Genomic DNA, 15,371 nt, shown 5'->3' with positions numbered 1-15,371 from the left:
ATGTTAGTTAATTATGAAGCTATGTCTAAACCACGATCCCCATCGCTTTAGACATAGCTTTTAGTCCGTCTGCCGATATATCCTCATTATTTTGTGCATTTACAAAAACACGAATAGCTGTACGCAAGCTGTATCTGCTTCGACAAATATTCAGTAAATGCCGCACTTGCTCTACTTCCCTCACATTAAAAATTGCCATTACATCTGCTTCAGTGAAAAAATCTACTAACTTCGGTCTCGGTGTATCTGTTCGAGTGAATAACTGTGAGAACTCTGCCTCTTGTCTACCGAACATCTTCGAATAGATAATCTCGTTCCCCATTAAAATGATGGCTGTTCCAGCAGCATCATTTAAGCTACGAACAAGTTCCAAAGTAGGGCGTGTTAAATGTTGAGCTTCATCAATGACAATGGTTCTATCAGAAATCATTAACTTATCCATGACGTCCATTACGATATCGTCAATTGCACCGCTCGTTGTGGTTTTCAATGCTCTTGCTAATAGCTTGAAAAATGCTTTCGGCGACTTGAACGCTGGGTTTGCTGTAATGACAATGACATCCGACTTATCTGCCGCCCACTCGCGCATAGTACGTGTTTTTCCTACACCTGCATCACCTCGGATAATACTAATCGTGCGCTGAATACGCCCGTATTCAAGTTCACCCCACACCTGCTCTGAAATCGTCGTTTGAACAAAAGGGATATCTCTAATTTCCATCACACTTTCACGAGCTGTTTCTTTGCCTAAGAAATCTTTGACCTGGGCGTCAATCCGCTCAGCATTCGGATAATCTCCTTTTAGCCAACGTGAGATGGTACTTTCTCCAACACCGACTAACTTTCCAAAATGTACTTGTGGAATTTTATTTTGTTTAATATATTGTTTTGCCTGCTCTTGTAAAGTTAGCGTCATATTCTTGTCCCTCCATTTTTCTTCGCATTCTTTGCCATTTTCATACGGTCGATTCCGTCATTTTCATGTCCAACTACTTTACGCTGCACCTCAGTAGGCTTGAAAACTTCGATTACTTTTGCATTTGCAATATGTTTGTTGCCTTTGATGTTCTGTTCAGATTTTCTTATCAATATTTCATTCATGCTTGGCACATGAACATCGCTGCTTAATTCTTCTTTAAAAGTTTTGATAAGTTTTCGCTGTGCCTTATCATTTTTGCTTACTTTTTTAATTGCCTCTTTGTCCATATCCTTACTGTAGCCGCCTACTTCAGTCATTGACGCATAACCGATACGACGCTCTTGTTCATCTCTTATAAGGACTTGACTTAAATCTTCACTGTCATAACAAACAAAGACCTTTTGACCAAAATAATTGTGTACCAAATCTGTATCATAGAACCATATTTTGCGTTCGCCAAACTGAAGGTAAACACCGTTTCGCTCCACTTTCCGCAAGCTACTTGTACGCAATGTAATCATGTCTAGCTCGTCCTCTGTAGCTGTACGCTTTCTCACTAGATTTGCCGCATAGCAGGCGTTTGGTGTTTGCCCACCTAACCCAACTGCTTGTGATGCTCGATTGTTACACCAGCCCTCTAAATAAGTCCATAAGTCCGCCTCTACCTCTGAACGTAGCGGAATATTACTTTCATCTTTTAATACACCTGTCAAACGCTCTGGACGTTTATCTGGTCGCCCACCTGTATAGGTGATATAAGTTTTCGCAAATTCCGATGCAACATTTTTAAATGCACGTTCGATAACTTTTGCTCGCCCGTTTCTCACACGTGCATTTGTCATTTCGATATTCAAGCGCTCTAGCATCGTTCTGCCATAATTCGCCTTTGGATTACTTTTTCTTCTCCCACTACCACCGAAGTCCCGAACTAAAAACTCTCGTCCATTATCTAAATAAACGGATTTCGGCAGCCCCCATGCCTTTACTGCTTGTCTAAATGATGTGATAACTCCGTCACTATTACTTGTTTCACATAATTTCATAGACAAAACTTTGCGGGAACGTACATCTATCCAAACAACTACATGTGGTCTAAATACTTTGCCTGACAAATCATCTTTAACAAAGAAATCTAATGTATGATAATCTGCTGACCAAATTTCATTGCTATCAATGCGACTATAATCTCGTTCGACATATGGTAATACATCATCTGTTAGCGCCTTATCACCTTCGCGGTAATATTTCAATACACCTGGTGGCAAGTTCTTTACAAGCCTATAAAAAGAATCATAGCTTGGTACAGGTGCTAGTTGCGGCATGTCCATTTCCACCCATGCTTGCAGCATGTTATGTGTAAACGCTACAGTCGGTTGGGATTCATCCAGCCACCAATCAAGAAAAGCATTTTGCAACTCTACAGGAATATTCGTTGTGTTGCGATCCTTTCGATTTTTACGATGGTCTGCTAAAGCAACTTCACCAAACTCTTTAAATAACTTGTATTTATTGCGTAATGTGCGTTCTGTTATAGGACGCTTGTCAATGGAGTTGAAAAACTTAACAAAATCTTTTGTTTTCTCCGTCGTTTGCTTTGGAAAATCTGCAATATAACTGCGCCACGACTTGATAACTCGTTGCCAGAAAGCAATTTCATCGAGCTGCTCACCCGTCAAATCATTTATGCTTTGTCCATACTTCTCAGGTGTTCCAGCTTCTTGGAAATTTGGCTGCTCCACATGTTGTAACTGAGCATAGTAGCGGGCTTGTGCCTTTTCAGTGAGTTCGCTGATTGGTACGCCTAACTCATACATGCCACCGTTTTTAGCTGGTATTTGAACAACATTCACTCGTTTCCGCTGAACTCTCTTTTTGATATTCTCATAGCTAATTCTTTCAAGCTCTGCGACTTCTTTTAACGTTAGTAATGCACTCATGGTGTGCCTCCTTTCTCTTATTAGTTGCCCTAACATTTTACTTTTTTCTTAATTCATCCAAACTCACACCTAACGTATCTGCAATTTTACACATAACATGAAAAGTAGGATTGGGATTTTCATTGTTTTCTATCATTTGAAGGGTAGATTCATTTATTCCTGATAGTTTCGCTAAACGATACCTTGATAGCTTGCGAGATTCTCTTAATTCCCTGACACAAATTTTCAATATCTAGACCCCCTTTCTTTTGAAAGGCACAATATATTGTGGTATATTCAAACTGCAAGAACATTCATTCTATGAAAGGAGCTAGAACGCAATGAACACTACATTTGCACCATTGGCAGTTGAAGTCTTGAAAGCGATGTATGAACATAATTCAAAAGCTTTCGAGCAAATCGGTGACACTAATGTTGGACCTGAACCTTTAACAGCCGAACAAGTTGCTCGCGATTTAAGGATTATCCACGATGAAATAATTAAATAGGAATGCTAAATAAATTCTTTATTTTCAGTTCCTAAAAACTTGTGAATTTCAACCATCGCTAATGTTAAACGAATTAAATTTCCTGTATTCGTTTCATTAGCACTACGCTCCGCTAACAGTTCCAGCTGTTGGTGGAGTATTTCTTCAACTGACCTTTTATTGCTTGATTCTTGCATAGTTGTAACCTCCTTCTGATAATTACGGCTTATTTCTTGTCCATTCGCCGCTACCCTTCGATGGGCTTTAAGCTACTAGAGCTTTGATTTTATCCTTGAAAGCACTATAATCTGCTCCCATGTTTTCGATAAATTGCAGACGACTTTTATCTGTAATCCTTTTCTCAGCCATAATAGCCTCAACGTATAATACATAAAACTCAGTTGCTCGATTTATAGCTTCTTCCTGACTCCAATAGCCTTCCTCATACATTTCCAAGTAATGATTAAACTGGCTAAGCATATTATTTTCACCTCCCTTTCCAAAATATGTTACGCCGTATGCTGCTCCTCCTCTAAATCGAGGACTTCATAAATTTTTTGCAAGTATTTCTCGCCACTGCGCTCACCACGTAAGATGAAGTTCATATATACCTTACTTGTTCCTACTTGTTCACAAAGCCATACTTGCGTGCGACCTAAATCAATAAGACGTTTGATGATTCTTTTACCCTGTGGTGTCAGCTCTCGCTTTTTCATCTACTTGTATCCTCCTTTCTTCGTGTAAACACAATTCCTTCTATTTAATTGTCAATGTACATAGATAAACTAATAGGAAAATTATCGTCAACGCTAGTTTGCTACTGTTGTGATAAAATTAAGTATGATGTATTTGTTTATCTTAATTACATTATAGTTCTAATTTTAGAACAAAACAAGTATTTTGTTATTGTTTTTAGAATTTTATTTCATGGAGGTTTCAATTATGACAACTATAGGTGCTAGAATAAATACTTTACGAACAGAAAAAGGTTATACTCAGGAACAGTTAGCTCTATTAATAAAGAAAACTAAAAGTAATGTTAGTGGCTACGAACACGATAAATTTGAGCCTTCTGCTAAAACAATCATATCTTTATGCGATGTTTTCAATGTATCAGCAGACTATTTACTCTTTGGTGTAGAACATGTCGTTCCAAAAATAGAACAAAACAAAATTACAGATATTCCATCAGAAGATATTAATTTAGCTCAAAAAATTAATCGCCTTTCCCATGATGAAAAAATGAAAATTGATGGCATAATTGATGGTCTTTTGATAGCCCGCGAATTGTACAATAAAAAAGCACCGTCACTGAACTTGACACATGGCGAAGACGCCGCAACAGATGAAACGGCTTAATTTTTGGTTCAAATGATAAACTTGTATATCATGTTGCCTTTCAAAATATGTATAGTTTTAGAGGCTCTATTTGGGGACAATTTAATTAAATTTTCTTAATACTTTTTTGCAATGAATCGTGCAAATTGTCCCCACGCCTATTTTTTAAAATAGCTGTACCTCTTGCAATTCATAGGTTTAAAGAACATAGGGACATGTCCCTTTCAAAATCCGATTTTGTCCCCATGTCCCCACGCTAATGTTATTTTTTTAGAGTAGCTGTGAAAGTCCTTGCAAGCCGTTATATAGCCGTTTGCAAGTCTTTGCAAGACAAAAAATCGAGGTAATCATGGCTTTAACTTTTACGTTAAAAATCATGATTACCTCGATTTTTTTGCAAACTATCAAACTTTCCTATCTCACATTGATTTTCCTCATATCCCTTGATATCCTTGCGTTTCCTCACATATCCTGACTTATCCCACACTACTTGTTTTTTGCAAGATTCCTCACCAATCAACAATAATCAATATATTACCACATTGAGCTAAACAGATTCTAAGCAATCTATATGTAAAAATAAGCTATTGGAAAAGCAAATAAATACTTGCTTTTCCAATAGCTCTATTAAATCTCTATATACCCTTTTTTACGCTTTGTGAATGTGACTAATGAAGAAATTCCTGCTTCCTTTAGCTGCTGGACATTGTCAAATGTGAATTTCCCTAAATCATCTGGAAAATGTGAATCAGACGAAACTGTAAACTCAACACCATGCGCTAATAATGTTTGTAAAAAACGTGGACCTGGGCACATTTCCTTTACAGGATAGCGATAATACAAACCTGCGTTAATTTCCGTTGCTGTATTTGTTGCTTTAAGTACCTGTGCTACACGTTCATATGCAGCATCTAAAAATAGCTCGTCCTGTACTTTGTAATTAAATACTTTAAAATTATCTAAATGTGCTACAAAATCGAATAAATTGGATGTAATCATGCTTTCAACTGTTTCGAAAAATCGCTGATAATGCTGCTTCAAGGCTACTTCATCCATGCCTTTGAAAATATACTCTGTCTGTGGGTTATCAAAACCCCAGCCATCTACAAAATGCACAGAGCCAATTACGAAATCCCAAGGGTAATCCTTTAACAATGACGCTAGCTCTTCTTCGCCCCCGATAAAATAATCCGCCTCGATACCGAGCTTCAATGTCACACCTTGTGCACGCCATTTTTCCTTTGCACGCTGAATCGTCTCTATAAATTCATCCATATTTTCAGTCATCACCCGCTCAAGCCAGTAGCGCTGCAAACTGCCGTATTCATGCTGTTCATCTAGCTCCATGTAACGCTCAAAATAGGCGCGTGTTTCCTTAAATCGATATAAGTGATCAACAATGCCAACTTCCTGTAAGCCTAATCGCTTTGCTTGCTGCAAATACAAATCGAGCCATTCCTCGCTATAGCACCCTTTTTGTAGTCGCTCAGATAATAATTGCACCTGATGTTCTACGCTTTGACGATAGCCCTTATTTATAGGCTCCTTATGTGCTTGTAACGCTTGTGCAGTGCGCTCTAACCAACGAAACGAATACGGTCCCTCTTCTAAATGTACATGATAATCAATCATCCAAATTTCCCTCCATGACATAGCGTCCAAATTTCCTCATATGCATGCCACAGCGCTGGACAAGCTTGATTACACAATACTTCCGCGCATGCATCTAAGTGGCAAATTTGATAAAAGGATTTGCTATTTAGCTTCGTTGCATCAGCTAGTAAATAGCTTTTTTTACTTTGCTCCAGCATCTTTTTGGACACTAATGACTCATCTAAATCATAATCATACACGATGCCATCACTAATACCTCCACACGATAAGAACGCTTTATCAAAGTTCATCTTGCTAAGCATCTCAATTGTAATCGCACCTACTAATGACGATTGCGCAGGATTTGTCATCCCACCAAGCACAATCACTTTACCTGTCATTCGACGTTCTTCAATTGCCAAATTAAATTGAACTGCCGCTGCAATGGAATTTGTCACAACTGTTACATCATCAACAGCTAGTAGGAAATCCGCTATATGAACTGTTGTTGTGCCTGTATCAACAACAATCGTATCACCATTTTGAATACGACTAGCCGCTACACTTGCGATGTGGCGCTTTGCCTCCATTTGCATTTGAAGCTTGCGTAAAAAGGCTGGCTCATTTCTTACATTCGTATATTTGACAGCGCCCCCATGCACTCGCGTTAATAATTTTTGTTGCTCTAATTCATCGAAATCTCGCCGAATTGTTTCTGGTGCAACTTGTAATACCTCCGCAATGTTAGCAACGATAATCTTACCTTCTAGTTCTAGCTGCTTCACAATATATTCGAAGCGCTCGATTTTTGCGTACGTCATGATAATGCAACCACATCTTCCTTCGCAACATAGCAAGTATAAGTTTGACCAAGTGTCACCTTGTGCTGACGTTGATGTAGCTGCTCCATTAAAAACATGCTTTCTCCTTCAAATGTTGTACGAATAACATTACCGCTCATTAAAGAATGCTGTGCTACACCTGTAATACCAATATCTCCTTGCTGCGCGTCAAGGTGAATGGCCTCGGGTCGAATGGCAAACTTCTCCCCTTTAACAGGCAATGTTGTGCCGCTCATTTTTTCTAGCGCCTGACGTGTAAATACATTGTAGTGCCCGATAAAATTTGCTACAAATTCGCTTTTAGGACTTGTATAAATTTCAGTTGGTGCCCCACTTTGTTCAATCATTCCATTATTCATCACGAAAATGCGATCCGAAATAGCCATTGCTTCTTCTTGATCATGCGTCACTAAAATCATCGTCATACCAAGCTGCTGTTGAATATTACGTAGGTCTACTTGTAGTTTTTTACGAATTTGTGCATCGAGTGCACTTAACGGCTCATCTAGTAAAAGTACTTTAGGACGAACGATGACTGCACGCGCTAAAGCTACACGCTGCTGCTGACCACCAGACAATTCTTTCGGATAAAAATTAGCTTTTTCCGTCAAACGAACAATCGCTAACATTTCTTGTACGCGCTCATCCAGCTCTGCTGGTGCCACCTTTTGCATACGCAAGCCAAATGCTACGTTTTCATACACTGTCATATTCGGAAATAGCGCATAGGATTGAAACACCATGCCAACCTGTCTTTCCTTTGGCTCCACACCCAGCATGTTTTTACCATCAATTTGAATAGTGCCTGCCGAAGATTCAGTTAACCCTGCTAGTATACGCAAAATCGTACTTTTCCCACAGCCACTTGGACCTAACAATGTAATAAATTCACCCTTATTAATCTGCATATCAATCTCTGTTAAAACTGTCGTTTCTCCAAATTTTTTATGAAGCCCTTTAATCGTTATATAACTCATATATTTGTAGCACCTTTCGTCTTTTTCGTAACTTTCGCAATGATAAATGTTAATATGGCCATTAACACGATATATACAAAGACAACTGCACTCGCAATATGCCCACTTGTACTTAGCTTTTTCATTAAGTAAATTTGTACTGTTTCAAAGCGAGAGCCAACAACTAGATTAATTAATACGAATTCACCAAACAGCACGGAAAAGGATAAGAGAGCGCCAGCAAACAAGCCTGGATAAACAGTTGGTAGCAATACCTTTGTGAATGCTTGCATTTTGGAAGCACCCAGTAGCTGTGCCGCATCTAAAAGCTGACGTGCATCCACATTGCGTAAACTATTACGTGTACCTTGATAAATATACGGCAATATACAAATAACATAAGCACCCAGCACAACGAAAATCATCGAAATACCAAACTTGCTATAAACACGAATCAGCCCTACCGCTAAAATAATGCCTGGGAAAGAATACACCATCACAACAGCCGCTTGAATCCATTTTTCATACTTCGGAAAATACAGTACAATAACGAAAATGGCTGGTACAATGACAAGTAACGCAATGATTACCGCTCCTCCAGCTAATAATACAGAACGCCCAAATGCCTGAATGAAAGCTGGGTCTTGGAATAATGTCATCACCCATTTCAAGGTTAACCCTTCTGGCAATACAGTTTTATTCCATTTATCCGCAAAGGCATAAAGCATCGTTGCAACAACTGGCAATACAATATAGGCTACAAATAGAAGGAAAAATAAATCAGCAAAGCTACGTTTTTTCATTATAATTTCCTCCTCGTTTTCGCAATACTCCACTCACTTAATAGCATCGCTAACACCATCGTTACTGCGAGTAGCACTGCAATAGCACTCGCCAGCTCAGGCTGCGCGAAAATATCTCCTTTAATTAACGAACCAATACGAATCGCTACTAAATTATAATTACTATTCGTCAACGCATAGGCAGAAGCATACGCCCCCATCGCATTTGCAAACAGCACACTAAATGTCCCAACAATTCCTGGCAGCATAACAGGAATCCCGATTTTCAACCAAAATTTCCATGTGGAAGCACCTAAAAGTGCTGCAGCTTCCTTCCATTGCTGTTGTATCCCATCATAAATCGGATATAGTAGCATTAACGCTAATGGCATTTGGAAATATATATAAATAAGTAATAATCCAGCCCAACTATAAAGTGAAAATGATGACAAGACACCGATGCCCCATTTATCAAATAACAGCGTAAATAAGCCACTATTCCCAAGTAAAACGATAAAGGCAAAGGCTAACGGAATACCCGAGAAATTTGATGTTAAATTCGTTAAAATCAAAATCCTTTCACGCATTGGCTCCGAAAAATTCATGATGGCATACACAGCAAATAATGTCACAATCAATGCAATAACAGCTGAAACAACAGATAACGTAATACTATTTTTAAAACCTTGTAAAATATAGCTATTCGTTAAAACTGTTTTGTACTGCTGTAATGTAAATGCGCCATTACTTTGAAAGCTCGTAATGAGCATATAGAGTAGCGGCACAAGGAAAAACAGAAGCACTAGCACTATGAAAGGGGATAACCATATAAATGCTTGGCGTTTCGAAATCAAAGCAATTCCTTCTTTCTTTTCATATGTATAGTGCGCCCGCTAACGATGACTCGTTAGGCTAGGCGCAATTTTGTGGAATCTCGCTCTGCTGCATGATTTATTCCACATTTTTGGGGATTTATTCTACGTTAGCTTTCACACCATCCAACAACAACGGAGCCATACTTTCTGCTGGCTCAATACCAAGTAACTCGCAACAAAGCGGTGCGACTTGCAATTGTGATACAATTCCATCTCGAATGCCAGGCTTCACAGTACCTGAAATAACAAACATCGGCACATGACGGTCTTCCTCTGTCGTACCACCATGGTTACCATCGCTCGTCATGCCATGATCCGCTGTCACAATGACCTCATAACCATGTGCCAAGCATTTTGGAATAAATAATGATAATAAATTATCAGTTGCTAACACACGATTGCGATAGCCTGCTGAATCAGCAGTAAATTTATGCCCATCATCGTCTACATTCATCGGATGAACATAAAGGAAATCGGGCTGTTTATTATCAACAAGCCATGCTGCTTCCGCAAATAAATGGCTATCTGGGTAATGATCCTCAAAATAGAACAAACCATTGTTAATTGGTAACTCTTTATCTAGCTGAATGCGGTCCTCCATATGAGAAAACGGTGCTCGGTTATATAGCTCGCTCACCCAATAGTACGCAGCAGCAGCTGTTGACAAGCCGTTTTTTTGCGCTACATGAAATAGGCTTGTCTGCGTTGATAAACGCACAACCATATTGCTCACTACTCCATGCACAATCGGTGGTGTACCTGTTAAAATCGTTTCATATAAAGGTCTTGATAAAGCAGGTACTTCTGAACAAACTTTATAACGCGCTGCCATTTTTTGTTCCACTAAATGCTGCATAAAGCCCATATGTGTACAAGCCGTATCAAAGCGCAGTGCATCCACAACAATTAACACCACTTTTTTATTTTGCATGGATTAGCACCTGCTCTTGATATAGCTGTGGGATTTGTTTCGTTGTTTCTTCCCATTTCTTTTGATCTTTCACCGGCTTAGCGTTTTTGTACATATTGTCTGGTAATAATAATGCCTCTACCTCTGCCGATAACGTTACATTTTCACGAATCGGACGAGCATAGCCTTTCGCTAAATTTTCTTGTCCAGCGTCAGATAAAATATATTCACGTGCTAACATTGCAGCATACGGATTTTTCGCATATTTATTAATAATCGTTGCATAACCAGATGTTACAGAGCCTTCAGCTGGAATCACTACTTCAAAGCGACTTTCATCAATTTGACTACGGTAACCAAGCGAGTTAAAATCCCAAAGAATCGCTACATCAATCTCACCTTTTTCTAAGTTCGCAACACTTGGGTCGCCTTGCAAGCGGCCTTGCTTCGCTAACTCTGCAAAGAAATCAATACCTGGTTGAATATTTGATTCATCCCCACCGAAAGCTATCGCTGCTGCTAAAATCGCAAAATGGGCTTGATTCGCTGTTAATGCATCATTAATACTCACATTGTAATCACCATTTTTTAAATCCTCCCATGATGTAGGTGGATTTTTAACGCTGTTTTTATCAGTAATAAATGAGATAGTTCCTGTATAACCTACAATCCAATGTCCTTCATCATCTTTTGCCCACTCCGGGATATCTTCCCAATATGATGTTTTGTATGGCAATGTTAAGCCTCGTTCCTTGGCAATTGGCCCAAAGGCAATCCCAACATCTCCGATATCTGCTGTCGCATCATCTTTCTCAGCTTCAAACTTCGCTAGCTCCTCAGCACTCGACATATCTGTATCCGAATGTTTAAGACTATACTCTGTCCCAAGCTCCTCCCAAGTTTCCTCCCAGTTTGCCCAAGTATCAGGCATGCCGACAGAATTCACTACGCCCTCTTCCTTTGCTTTCTCAATAAGTTCCTCAAGCGCTAAATTGCTATCTACTTCTTTACCTGAAGAAGATGAACCATCTGAGCAAGCCGCCAACATCGAAATTGCCGCTACCCCAACCAAGCCTTTTTTCCACCATTTTTGAATCGCCATTGAACTGGACCCTCCATTTGTTTCTCTTTATTTTTATTTGCTTACAACTGATATAGTACGAAACAAACATTAAGCAAGTATGGATGGATTAAGAAGGTTGTGTAAAAAGTGTTAAGAGGGGGTAAAGGGAATAATCAGACATAGAAAAAACTGTTCTGAAAGTCTATATTTCAGAACAGTTTCCTCTTACAAATTAAATTAAAAACTAATTGTTATTTGCTCAGATGATAGCTTTTCACATTTATCTAGATTCAATATCGTCTCTCCCATTTTTGCAACCATATCTACGACTAAAGCATTTCCCATACAAAAATAGCGCATACGGTCTGACATCATAGCTGTCCAATTGTCTGGGAAACCATTCAAACGTTCACATTCTACAGGTGTTAAAAATCGTTTTCTTCCAGCCACTTCTACTATATGTGTACTACGATTAACAGTGCCTTCACTTGTTAACATTGTGCGACCCGGTCCATCTAATTCATCAGTTGGTGACATACCTCCCTCTGAAAAAATGTACTTATGGCCATCTACGGAGGTGCGTTCAATTTTTTTTGACCCACGTAAGTAAGCAAACTTTTCAGCTTGTGCCTCAGTTAAATAAAAACGTTCATCAACCATCTCTTCATCAATTAAAATATCTTTCAATGGTGTGAAAATTGGATTTTGGGCTTCTGTTTGAGCTGTAAACACTTCTCCCTCTCTCATAATACCTGCCGTATGAAAGCCAAACGCAAAGCTATCTGATATCTCTAAAATATCCTTCGGCAATGTGCATGTAGCTATTCGATTTTTATAAGGCTCATCTCGAACTGGGAATGTTTTCGCAAAAAAGCCCTCATTAAAAACGATATCATTGCCAGTAAGTGTCGTTTGCTCTCGAGCAAAGTCCAATTTATTTTTATAAGCAAAAATAAATACTCGTCGACGCTTTTGTGCAGCACCGTATTCCGCAGCATTCACTATACGCCATTCAACATTGTACTGTAAATCGCGAAATGTCGCTAACATTACCGCAAAATCGCGACCTCTTTGTTTAGAAGGCGATTTTAGAAGGCGATCTACATTTTCAAGTAAAACATATTTAGGGTGCGAATGTTCAATTACTCGTTTAATTTCCCAAAATAGTACACCCTTTTTGCCTTCCAGTCCCTTTTCACCCGATAATGACCGAGCTACTGAGTAATCTTGACAAGGGAAGCCTCCTACTAATAAATCTATATTCAATCCACTAAAAAATTCATTCGGAACTGTTGCAATATCTTTATTACTTCGCTCCCCACCAAATTTCTCTTCATAGCACTCAAATGCTTCTTGTGCTTTACGTGATGGCTCCCATTGATTTGCCCAAACGGTGTTAAATACTTTTGCATCCGCTTTTTCTAAACCTAATCGAAAGCCTCCTACGCCCGCAAACAACTCGACAACATTTAGAGTATCTTTCATAAGCGAACATCCTTTCCATTCTTGACATTATCTATTATAATGTTTTATTTGCAAAAAGAAAAGATCAAATACTTATCATTCATGGACATAATAGCCAAATCTTTGATATTAGATATAATCAATATCCTCTAACATACCTAATAATACACTTCCCTTCATCCAAAGATACTGTGTATACATTTGAATTCCATTTACTTGAAGAGTTTTAGCAGAGGAATCTGTTCCAGACCCTCTCACAAAAAATAAAAAATCTTTAGATTTTGGAAAATTAATACTTGTTTTCGTAAGCTTTGTCTTAGGATTAATCAGAAGCTCTCCATTCTTATTATAAAGCCTGCTTTCTTTAAGTTCATTATTATTGATAAGATGACGTACTTTATTCCAAGTCTCTCTCACATCAGTATCAACAATATAATCAGGTATTATTAATCGCTTAAAGCCAATAAATTTATTATCTAATAGCTTTGCAGAGTTATCTGGCTCCTCAAATAAAATACAGAGCAGTTGATAATCATTAAAATAACTAAATACTGAGGATTCTTCAAAGCTTATGGACTCGTCTGTCCATTCTCCAAAATCTATTTTTAATAGCTTCATATCCTCTGTTCTCGTTCCCTTAACCGTTTGTGTAACAGATTTGGGAATTAGCCCAATTTTTTTAAACAGCTCAATTTGATTCATTTTTGAAGCGTTACCATCAAACATTTTTACTACAATTTGCTCTGTTATAGCTTTCTGAACATCTCTTGATTTATTTAGGTTTAATGGTAACCCTAATTCTTTAATAAGTTGCTTGATTGACTTACCTTGATGTACCCTTGTGAGTTCTTGTAACTTATCATCGACCTCTTGAAAGGTAGTGTATGATTTATCAAGTTTCTCTAACTGCTCGCCAAAGTATCCTTGAACAATCGTCGTTACAGTAGATCTTTTCAATCGAAACCTAGGACGATTCGGCCATTTTGGTGATGTATCAATTAACATCAAGTCTTTCCTCAAAGCAGAGGATAAATTTGGATAACCCTCTACTGGATTTTCCGTTTCTTCTAATTGTAATAAAAAATCGCGTACTAATACCCAATCATTTTTTAATCTTTCTCTATCCTCATCAGAAAATTGATAGAAGTGATAGCCTTCTAAAACAAAGTCTGCATATCGAGCTGCTGGAACAGTCTGCTCGGAATCATAGTTATAATAGACAAGCAAAAGATTCTCTAATTTATGCCAGAAGCTTGATGTTTCAAATTTCTCGTAAATAATCCTTTCAGGAGACACTGCTGTTATCGTCATGGGTTCCTTCGCTTCAAAACGATTATCATTTTTCTTTTTTGATTTTCTAATACCCGTTGTTTTTAATTCTGTTTCAATACCATCCACAATTAAATCAGGTGATTGTCTAGAATCAGAGGGATATCCAACGACTGACTGTTCAATAATATCTCCAGCAATCCCTGTAATCTTAGGATTCTTTATAGTACGTTGGAATACATTTTTAGAATCTACTTCCCCTAATGTTTTTCCAATAACATTATCAAAAATATTGATTAATTTCTTTCTTGAAATCTCAAATCCAGTCATAGAATACTCCTCCTAAATTTTCTATTCATTTTGAGTTTATCATAATTGTCTCAGAAGGATTCCTATATATAAAGCAAAGATTAATGAAACAAACCCAACAACTAAACCTTTTCTAAAAGTTCTGATATAATAAAACCAAATATTAGAATGCTAAGGAGTGTTTCCCATGACCTACCAAGCTAAAACACAATGGTTAGTCTTCTTTCTCTCTGCGTGTTTATTTATTCCTATGTTGTTTATCAGTAATGAAGGTTGGCTACGAGGGATATATGCCGTTCTCTTGCTCTTGCTGCTTGTATTCATGTGGGTAAGATATACGCTCGTATTACAGGAAGATACGGTTACTTATACGATTCAGCTTTTCGGTTTGACTTTGTATAAAAAACGAGTACAGGCGAAGGATATTGTACGAGTGACATTTAAACGGTTTAACTGGGCAACACGATTAGCTGTCATTAAAACATCGAACGGATTGCCAATTCGGGTAGCATTGTTTAAGCCTGAAGTTGTTTTTCAAGATTTAGTTACGTTTTGTGACGAGTATGATATTGCTTATACGAAAACGAAAGACTATCGAATCCTTGAGAAGATGGGCTAAAAGTCACAATTCGCACGTAGGCGAGGAT

The 15,371-nt window shown here is 38.2% G+C and carries 18 protein-coding genes; 3 read left to right on the top strand and 15 right to left on the bottom strand.

The genetic code is table 11. The features are described from left to right. Positions 1-25: 25 nt before the first annotated feature. From C9J34_RS05895 to C9J34_RS05885, 3 genes are read right to left on the bottom strand one after another with little or no spacing between them, the layout of a single operon-like run. Positions 26-916 carry an AAA family ATPase gene (locus tag C9J34_RS05895; RefSeq protein WP_107838939.1) on the bottom strand — a complete coding sequence of 297 codons (891 nt, stop codon included), beginning with the start codon at positions 914-916 and terminating at the stop codon, positions 26-28. Then, complete coding sequence (locus C9J34_RS05890) at positions 913-2,856, bottom strand: transposase domain-containing protein (RefSeq protein WP_193768906.1); 1,944 nt, start codon at positions 2,854-2,856, stop codon at positions 913-915. The genes C9J34_RS05895 and C9J34_RS05890 overlap by 4 nt, the downstream gene beginning before the upstream one ends. A 37-nt stretch (positions 2,857-2,893) precedes the next feature. Next, positions 2,894-3,085, bottom strand: a complete 192-nt coding sequence (locus C9J34_RS05885) for a helix-turn-helix domain-containing protein (RefSeq protein ID WP_107838937.1) — start codon at positions 3,083-3,085, stop codon at positions 2,894-2,896. A gap of 91 nt (positions 3,086-3,176) precedes the next feature. On the opposite strand from C9J34_RS05885, the gene C9J34_RS21850 reads away from it, so the two are divergent. After that, positions 3,177-3,344 carry a hypothetical protein gene (locus C9J34_RS21850; protein WP_193768905.1) on the top strand — a complete coding sequence of 56 codons (168 nt, stop codon included), beginning with the start codon at positions 3,177-3,179 and terminating at the stop codon, positions 3,342-3,344. A gap of 5 nt (positions 3,345-3,349) precedes the next feature. Here the strand turns inward: C9J34_RS21850 and C9J34_RS21845 are convergent, their stop codons facing one another. From C9J34_RS21845 to C9J34_RS05875, 3 genes are all read right to left on the bottom strand, one after another. After that, positions 3,350-3,520, bottom strand: coding sequence for a hypothetical protein (locus C9J34_RS21845; protein ID WP_193768904.1), 171 nt, complete (start codon positions 3,518-3,520; stop codon positions 3,350-3,352). A gap of 67 nt (positions 3,521-3,587) precedes the next feature. After that, the gene (locus C9J34_RS05880) at positions 3,588-3,803 is read right to left on the bottom strand and encodes a hypothetical protein (RefSeq protein ID WP_107838936.1); all 216 of its coding nucleotides are present in this window, start codon (positions 3,801-3,803) and stop codon (positions 3,588-3,590) included. A gap of 29 nt (positions 3,804-3,832) precedes the next feature. Further along, positions 3,833-4,039: a transcriptional regulator gene (locus C9J34_RS05875; RefSeq protein WP_107838935.1), complete on the bottom strand. Its 207-nt coding sequence runs from the start codon at positions 4,037-4,039 to the stop codon at positions 3,833-3,835. Positions 4,040-4,265: 226 nt separating this feature from the next. On the opposite strand from C9J34_RS05875, the gene C9J34_RS05870 reads away from it, so the two are divergent. After that, positions 4,266-4,682 (top strand): helix-turn-helix domain-containing protein, encoded by a 417-nt coding sequence (locus tag C9J34_RS05870; protein WP_193768903.1) that lies wholly within the window; start codon positions 4,266-4,268, stop codon positions 4,680-4,682. 606 nt (positions 4,683-5,288) lie between these two features. On the opposite strand, the gene C9J34_RS05865 is transcribed toward C9J34_RS05870, so the two are convergent. The 9 genes from C9J34_RS05865 to C9J34_RS05825 all read right to left on the bottom strand — a co-directional run bounded on the left by C9J34_RS05865 (position 5,289) and on the right by C9J34_RS05825 (position 14,745). Then, complete coding sequence (locus C9J34_RS05865; RefSeq protein ID WP_107838933.1) at positions 5,289-6,293, bottom strand: histidinol phosphate phosphatase domain-containing protein; 1,005 nt, start codon at positions 6,291-6,293, stop codon at positions 5,289-5,291. Further along, the gene (locus tag C9J34_RS05860; protein WP_107838932.1) at positions 6,290-7,075 is read right to left on the bottom strand and encodes a DeoR/GlpR family DNA-binding transcription regulator; all 786 of its coding nucleotides are present in this window, start codon (positions 7,073-7,075) and stop codon (positions 6,290-6,292) included. The genes C9J34_RS05865 and C9J34_RS05860 overlap by 4 nt, the downstream gene beginning before the upstream one ends. Continuing rightward, a complete protein-coding gene (locus C9J34_RS05855) occupies positions 7,072-8,073 on the bottom strand; it encodes an ABC transporter ATP-binding protein (RefSeq protein ID WP_107838931.1) in 1,002 nt (333 codons plus the stop codon). Before C9J34_RS05855 ends, C9J34_RS05860 begins: the two co-directional genes overlap by 4 nt. Continuing rightward, on the bottom strand, positions 8,070-8,855 hold the full coding sequence (locus tag C9J34_RS05850) for an ABC transporter permease (protein WP_107838930.1): 786 nt from the start codon (positions 8,853-8,855) through the stop codon (positions 8,070-8,072). The genes C9J34_RS05855 and C9J34_RS05850 overlap by 4 nt, the downstream gene beginning before the upstream one ends. Further along, positions 8,855-9,685, bottom strand: coding sequence for an ABC transporter permease (locus C9J34_RS05845; RefSeq protein ID WP_420799119.1), 831 nt, complete (start codon positions 9,683-9,685; stop codon positions 8,855-8,857). Before C9J34_RS05845 ends, C9J34_RS05850 begins: the two co-directional genes overlap by 1 nt. 121 nt (positions 9,686-9,806) lie before the next feature. After that, complete coding sequence (locus C9J34_RS05840) at positions 9,807-10,640, bottom strand: alkaline phosphatase family protein (protein ID WP_107838928.1); 834 nt, start codon at positions 10,638-10,640, stop codon at positions 9,807-9,809. Next, positions 10,630-11,721, bottom strand: coding sequence for an ABC transporter substrate-binding protein (locus tag C9J34_RS05835; protein ID WP_107838927.1), 1,092 nt, complete (start codon positions 11,719-11,721; stop codon positions 10,630-10,632). The genes C9J34_RS05840 and C9J34_RS05835 overlap by 11 nt, the downstream gene beginning before the upstream one ends. A gap of 198 nt (positions 11,722-11,919) precedes the next feature. After that, entirely contained in the window at positions 11,920-13,167 is a 1,248-nt protein-coding gene (gene dcm, locus C9J34_RS05830) for a DNA (cytosine-5-)-methyltransferase (protein WP_107838926.1), read from the bottom strand. A gap of 108 nt (positions 13,168-13,275) precedes the next feature. Further along, complete coding sequence (locus tag C9J34_RS05825) at positions 13,276-14,745, bottom strand: MutH/Sau3AI family endonuclease (RefSeq protein ID WP_107838925.1); 1,470 nt, start codon at positions 14,743-14,745, stop codon at positions 13,276-13,278. A 166-nt stretch (positions 14,746-14,911) separates the two neighbouring features. Here C9J34_RS05825 and C9J34_RS05820 point away from each other — a divergent pair, with 166 nt between their 5' ends. After that, positions 14,912-15,343: a diguanylate cyclase gene (locus tag C9J34_RS05820; RefSeq protein ID WP_107838924.1), complete on the top strand. Its 432-nt coding sequence runs from the start codon at positions 14,912-14,914 to the stop codon at positions 15,341-15,343. The last annotated feature ends 28 nt before the right edge of the window (positions 15,344-15,371 follow it).

Origin of the sequence: Metasolibacillus meyeri (assembly GCF_003049505.1) — a bacterium.
Lineage (GTDB): Bacteria > Bacillota > Bacilli > Bacillales_A > Planococcaceae > Metasolibacillus > Metasolibacillus meyeri.
The sequence above is the reverse complement of the archived record's forward strand: the minus strand, read 5'-3'. Positions and strand labels throughout refer to the sequence as shown.

Coding starts and splice junctions, on each gene's coding strand:
- C9J34_RS05895 (WP_107838939.1), bottom strand. CDS start 916: ATGACGCTAACTTTACAAGAGCAGGCAAAACAATATATTAAACAAAAT.
- C9J34_RS05890 (WP_193768906.1), bottom strand. CDS start 2,856: ATGAGTGCATTACTAACGTTAAAAGAAGTCGCAGAGCTTGAAAGAATT.
- C9J34_RS21850 (WP_193768905.1), top strand. CDS start 3,177: ATGAACACTACATTTGCACCATTGGCAGTTGAAGTCTTGAAAGCGATG.
- C9J34_RS21845 (WP_193768904.1), bottom strand. CDS start 3,520: ATGCAAGAATCAAGCAATAAAAGGTCAGTTGAAGAAATACTCCACCAA.
- C9J34_RS05880 (WP_107838936.1), bottom strand. CDS start 3,803: ATGCTTAGCCAGTTTAATCATTACTTGGAAATGTATGAGGAAGGCTAT.
- C9J34_RS05875 (WP_107838935.1), bottom strand. CDS start 4,039: ATGAAAAAGCGAGAGCTGACACCACAGGGTAAAAGAATCATCAAACGT.
- C9J34_RS05870 (WP_193768903.1), top strand. CDS start 4,266: ATGACAACTATAGGTGCTAGAATAAATACTTTACGAACAGAAAAAGGT.
- C9J34_RS05865 (WP_107838933.1), bottom strand. CDS start 6,293: ATGATTGATTATCATGTACATTTAGAAGAGGGACCGTATTCGTTTCGT.
- C9J34_RS05860 (WP_107838932.1), bottom strand. CDS start 7,075: ATGACGTACGCAAAAATCGAGCGCTTCGAATATATTGTGAAGCAGCTA.
- C9J34_RS05855 (WP_107838931.1), bottom strand. CDS start 8,073: ATGAGTTATATAACGATTAAAGGGCTTCATAAAAAATTTGGAGAAACG.
- C9J34_RS05850 (WP_107838930.1), bottom strand. CDS start 8,855: ATGAAAAAACGTAGCTTTGCTGATTTATTTTTCCTTCTATTTGTAGCC.
- C9J34_RS05840 (WP_107838928.1), bottom strand. CDS start 10,640: ATGCAAAATAAAAAAGTGGTGTTAATTGTTGTGGATGCACTGCGCTTT.
- C9J34_RS05835 (WP_107838927.1), bottom strand. CDS start 11,721: ATGGCGATTCAAAAATGGTGGAAAAAAGGCTTGGTTGGGGTAGCGGCA.
- dcm (WP_107838926.1), bottom strand. CDS start 13,167: ATGAAAGATACTCTAAATGTTGTCGAGTTGTTTGCGGGCGTAGGAGGC.
- C9J34_RS05825 (WP_107838925.1), bottom strand. CDS start 14,745: ATGACTGGATTTGAGATTTCAAGAAAGAAATTAATCAATATTTTTGAT.
- C9J34_RS05820 (WP_107838924.1), top strand. CDS start 14,912: ATGACCTACCAAGCTAAAACACAATGGTTAGTCTTCTTTCTCTCTGCG.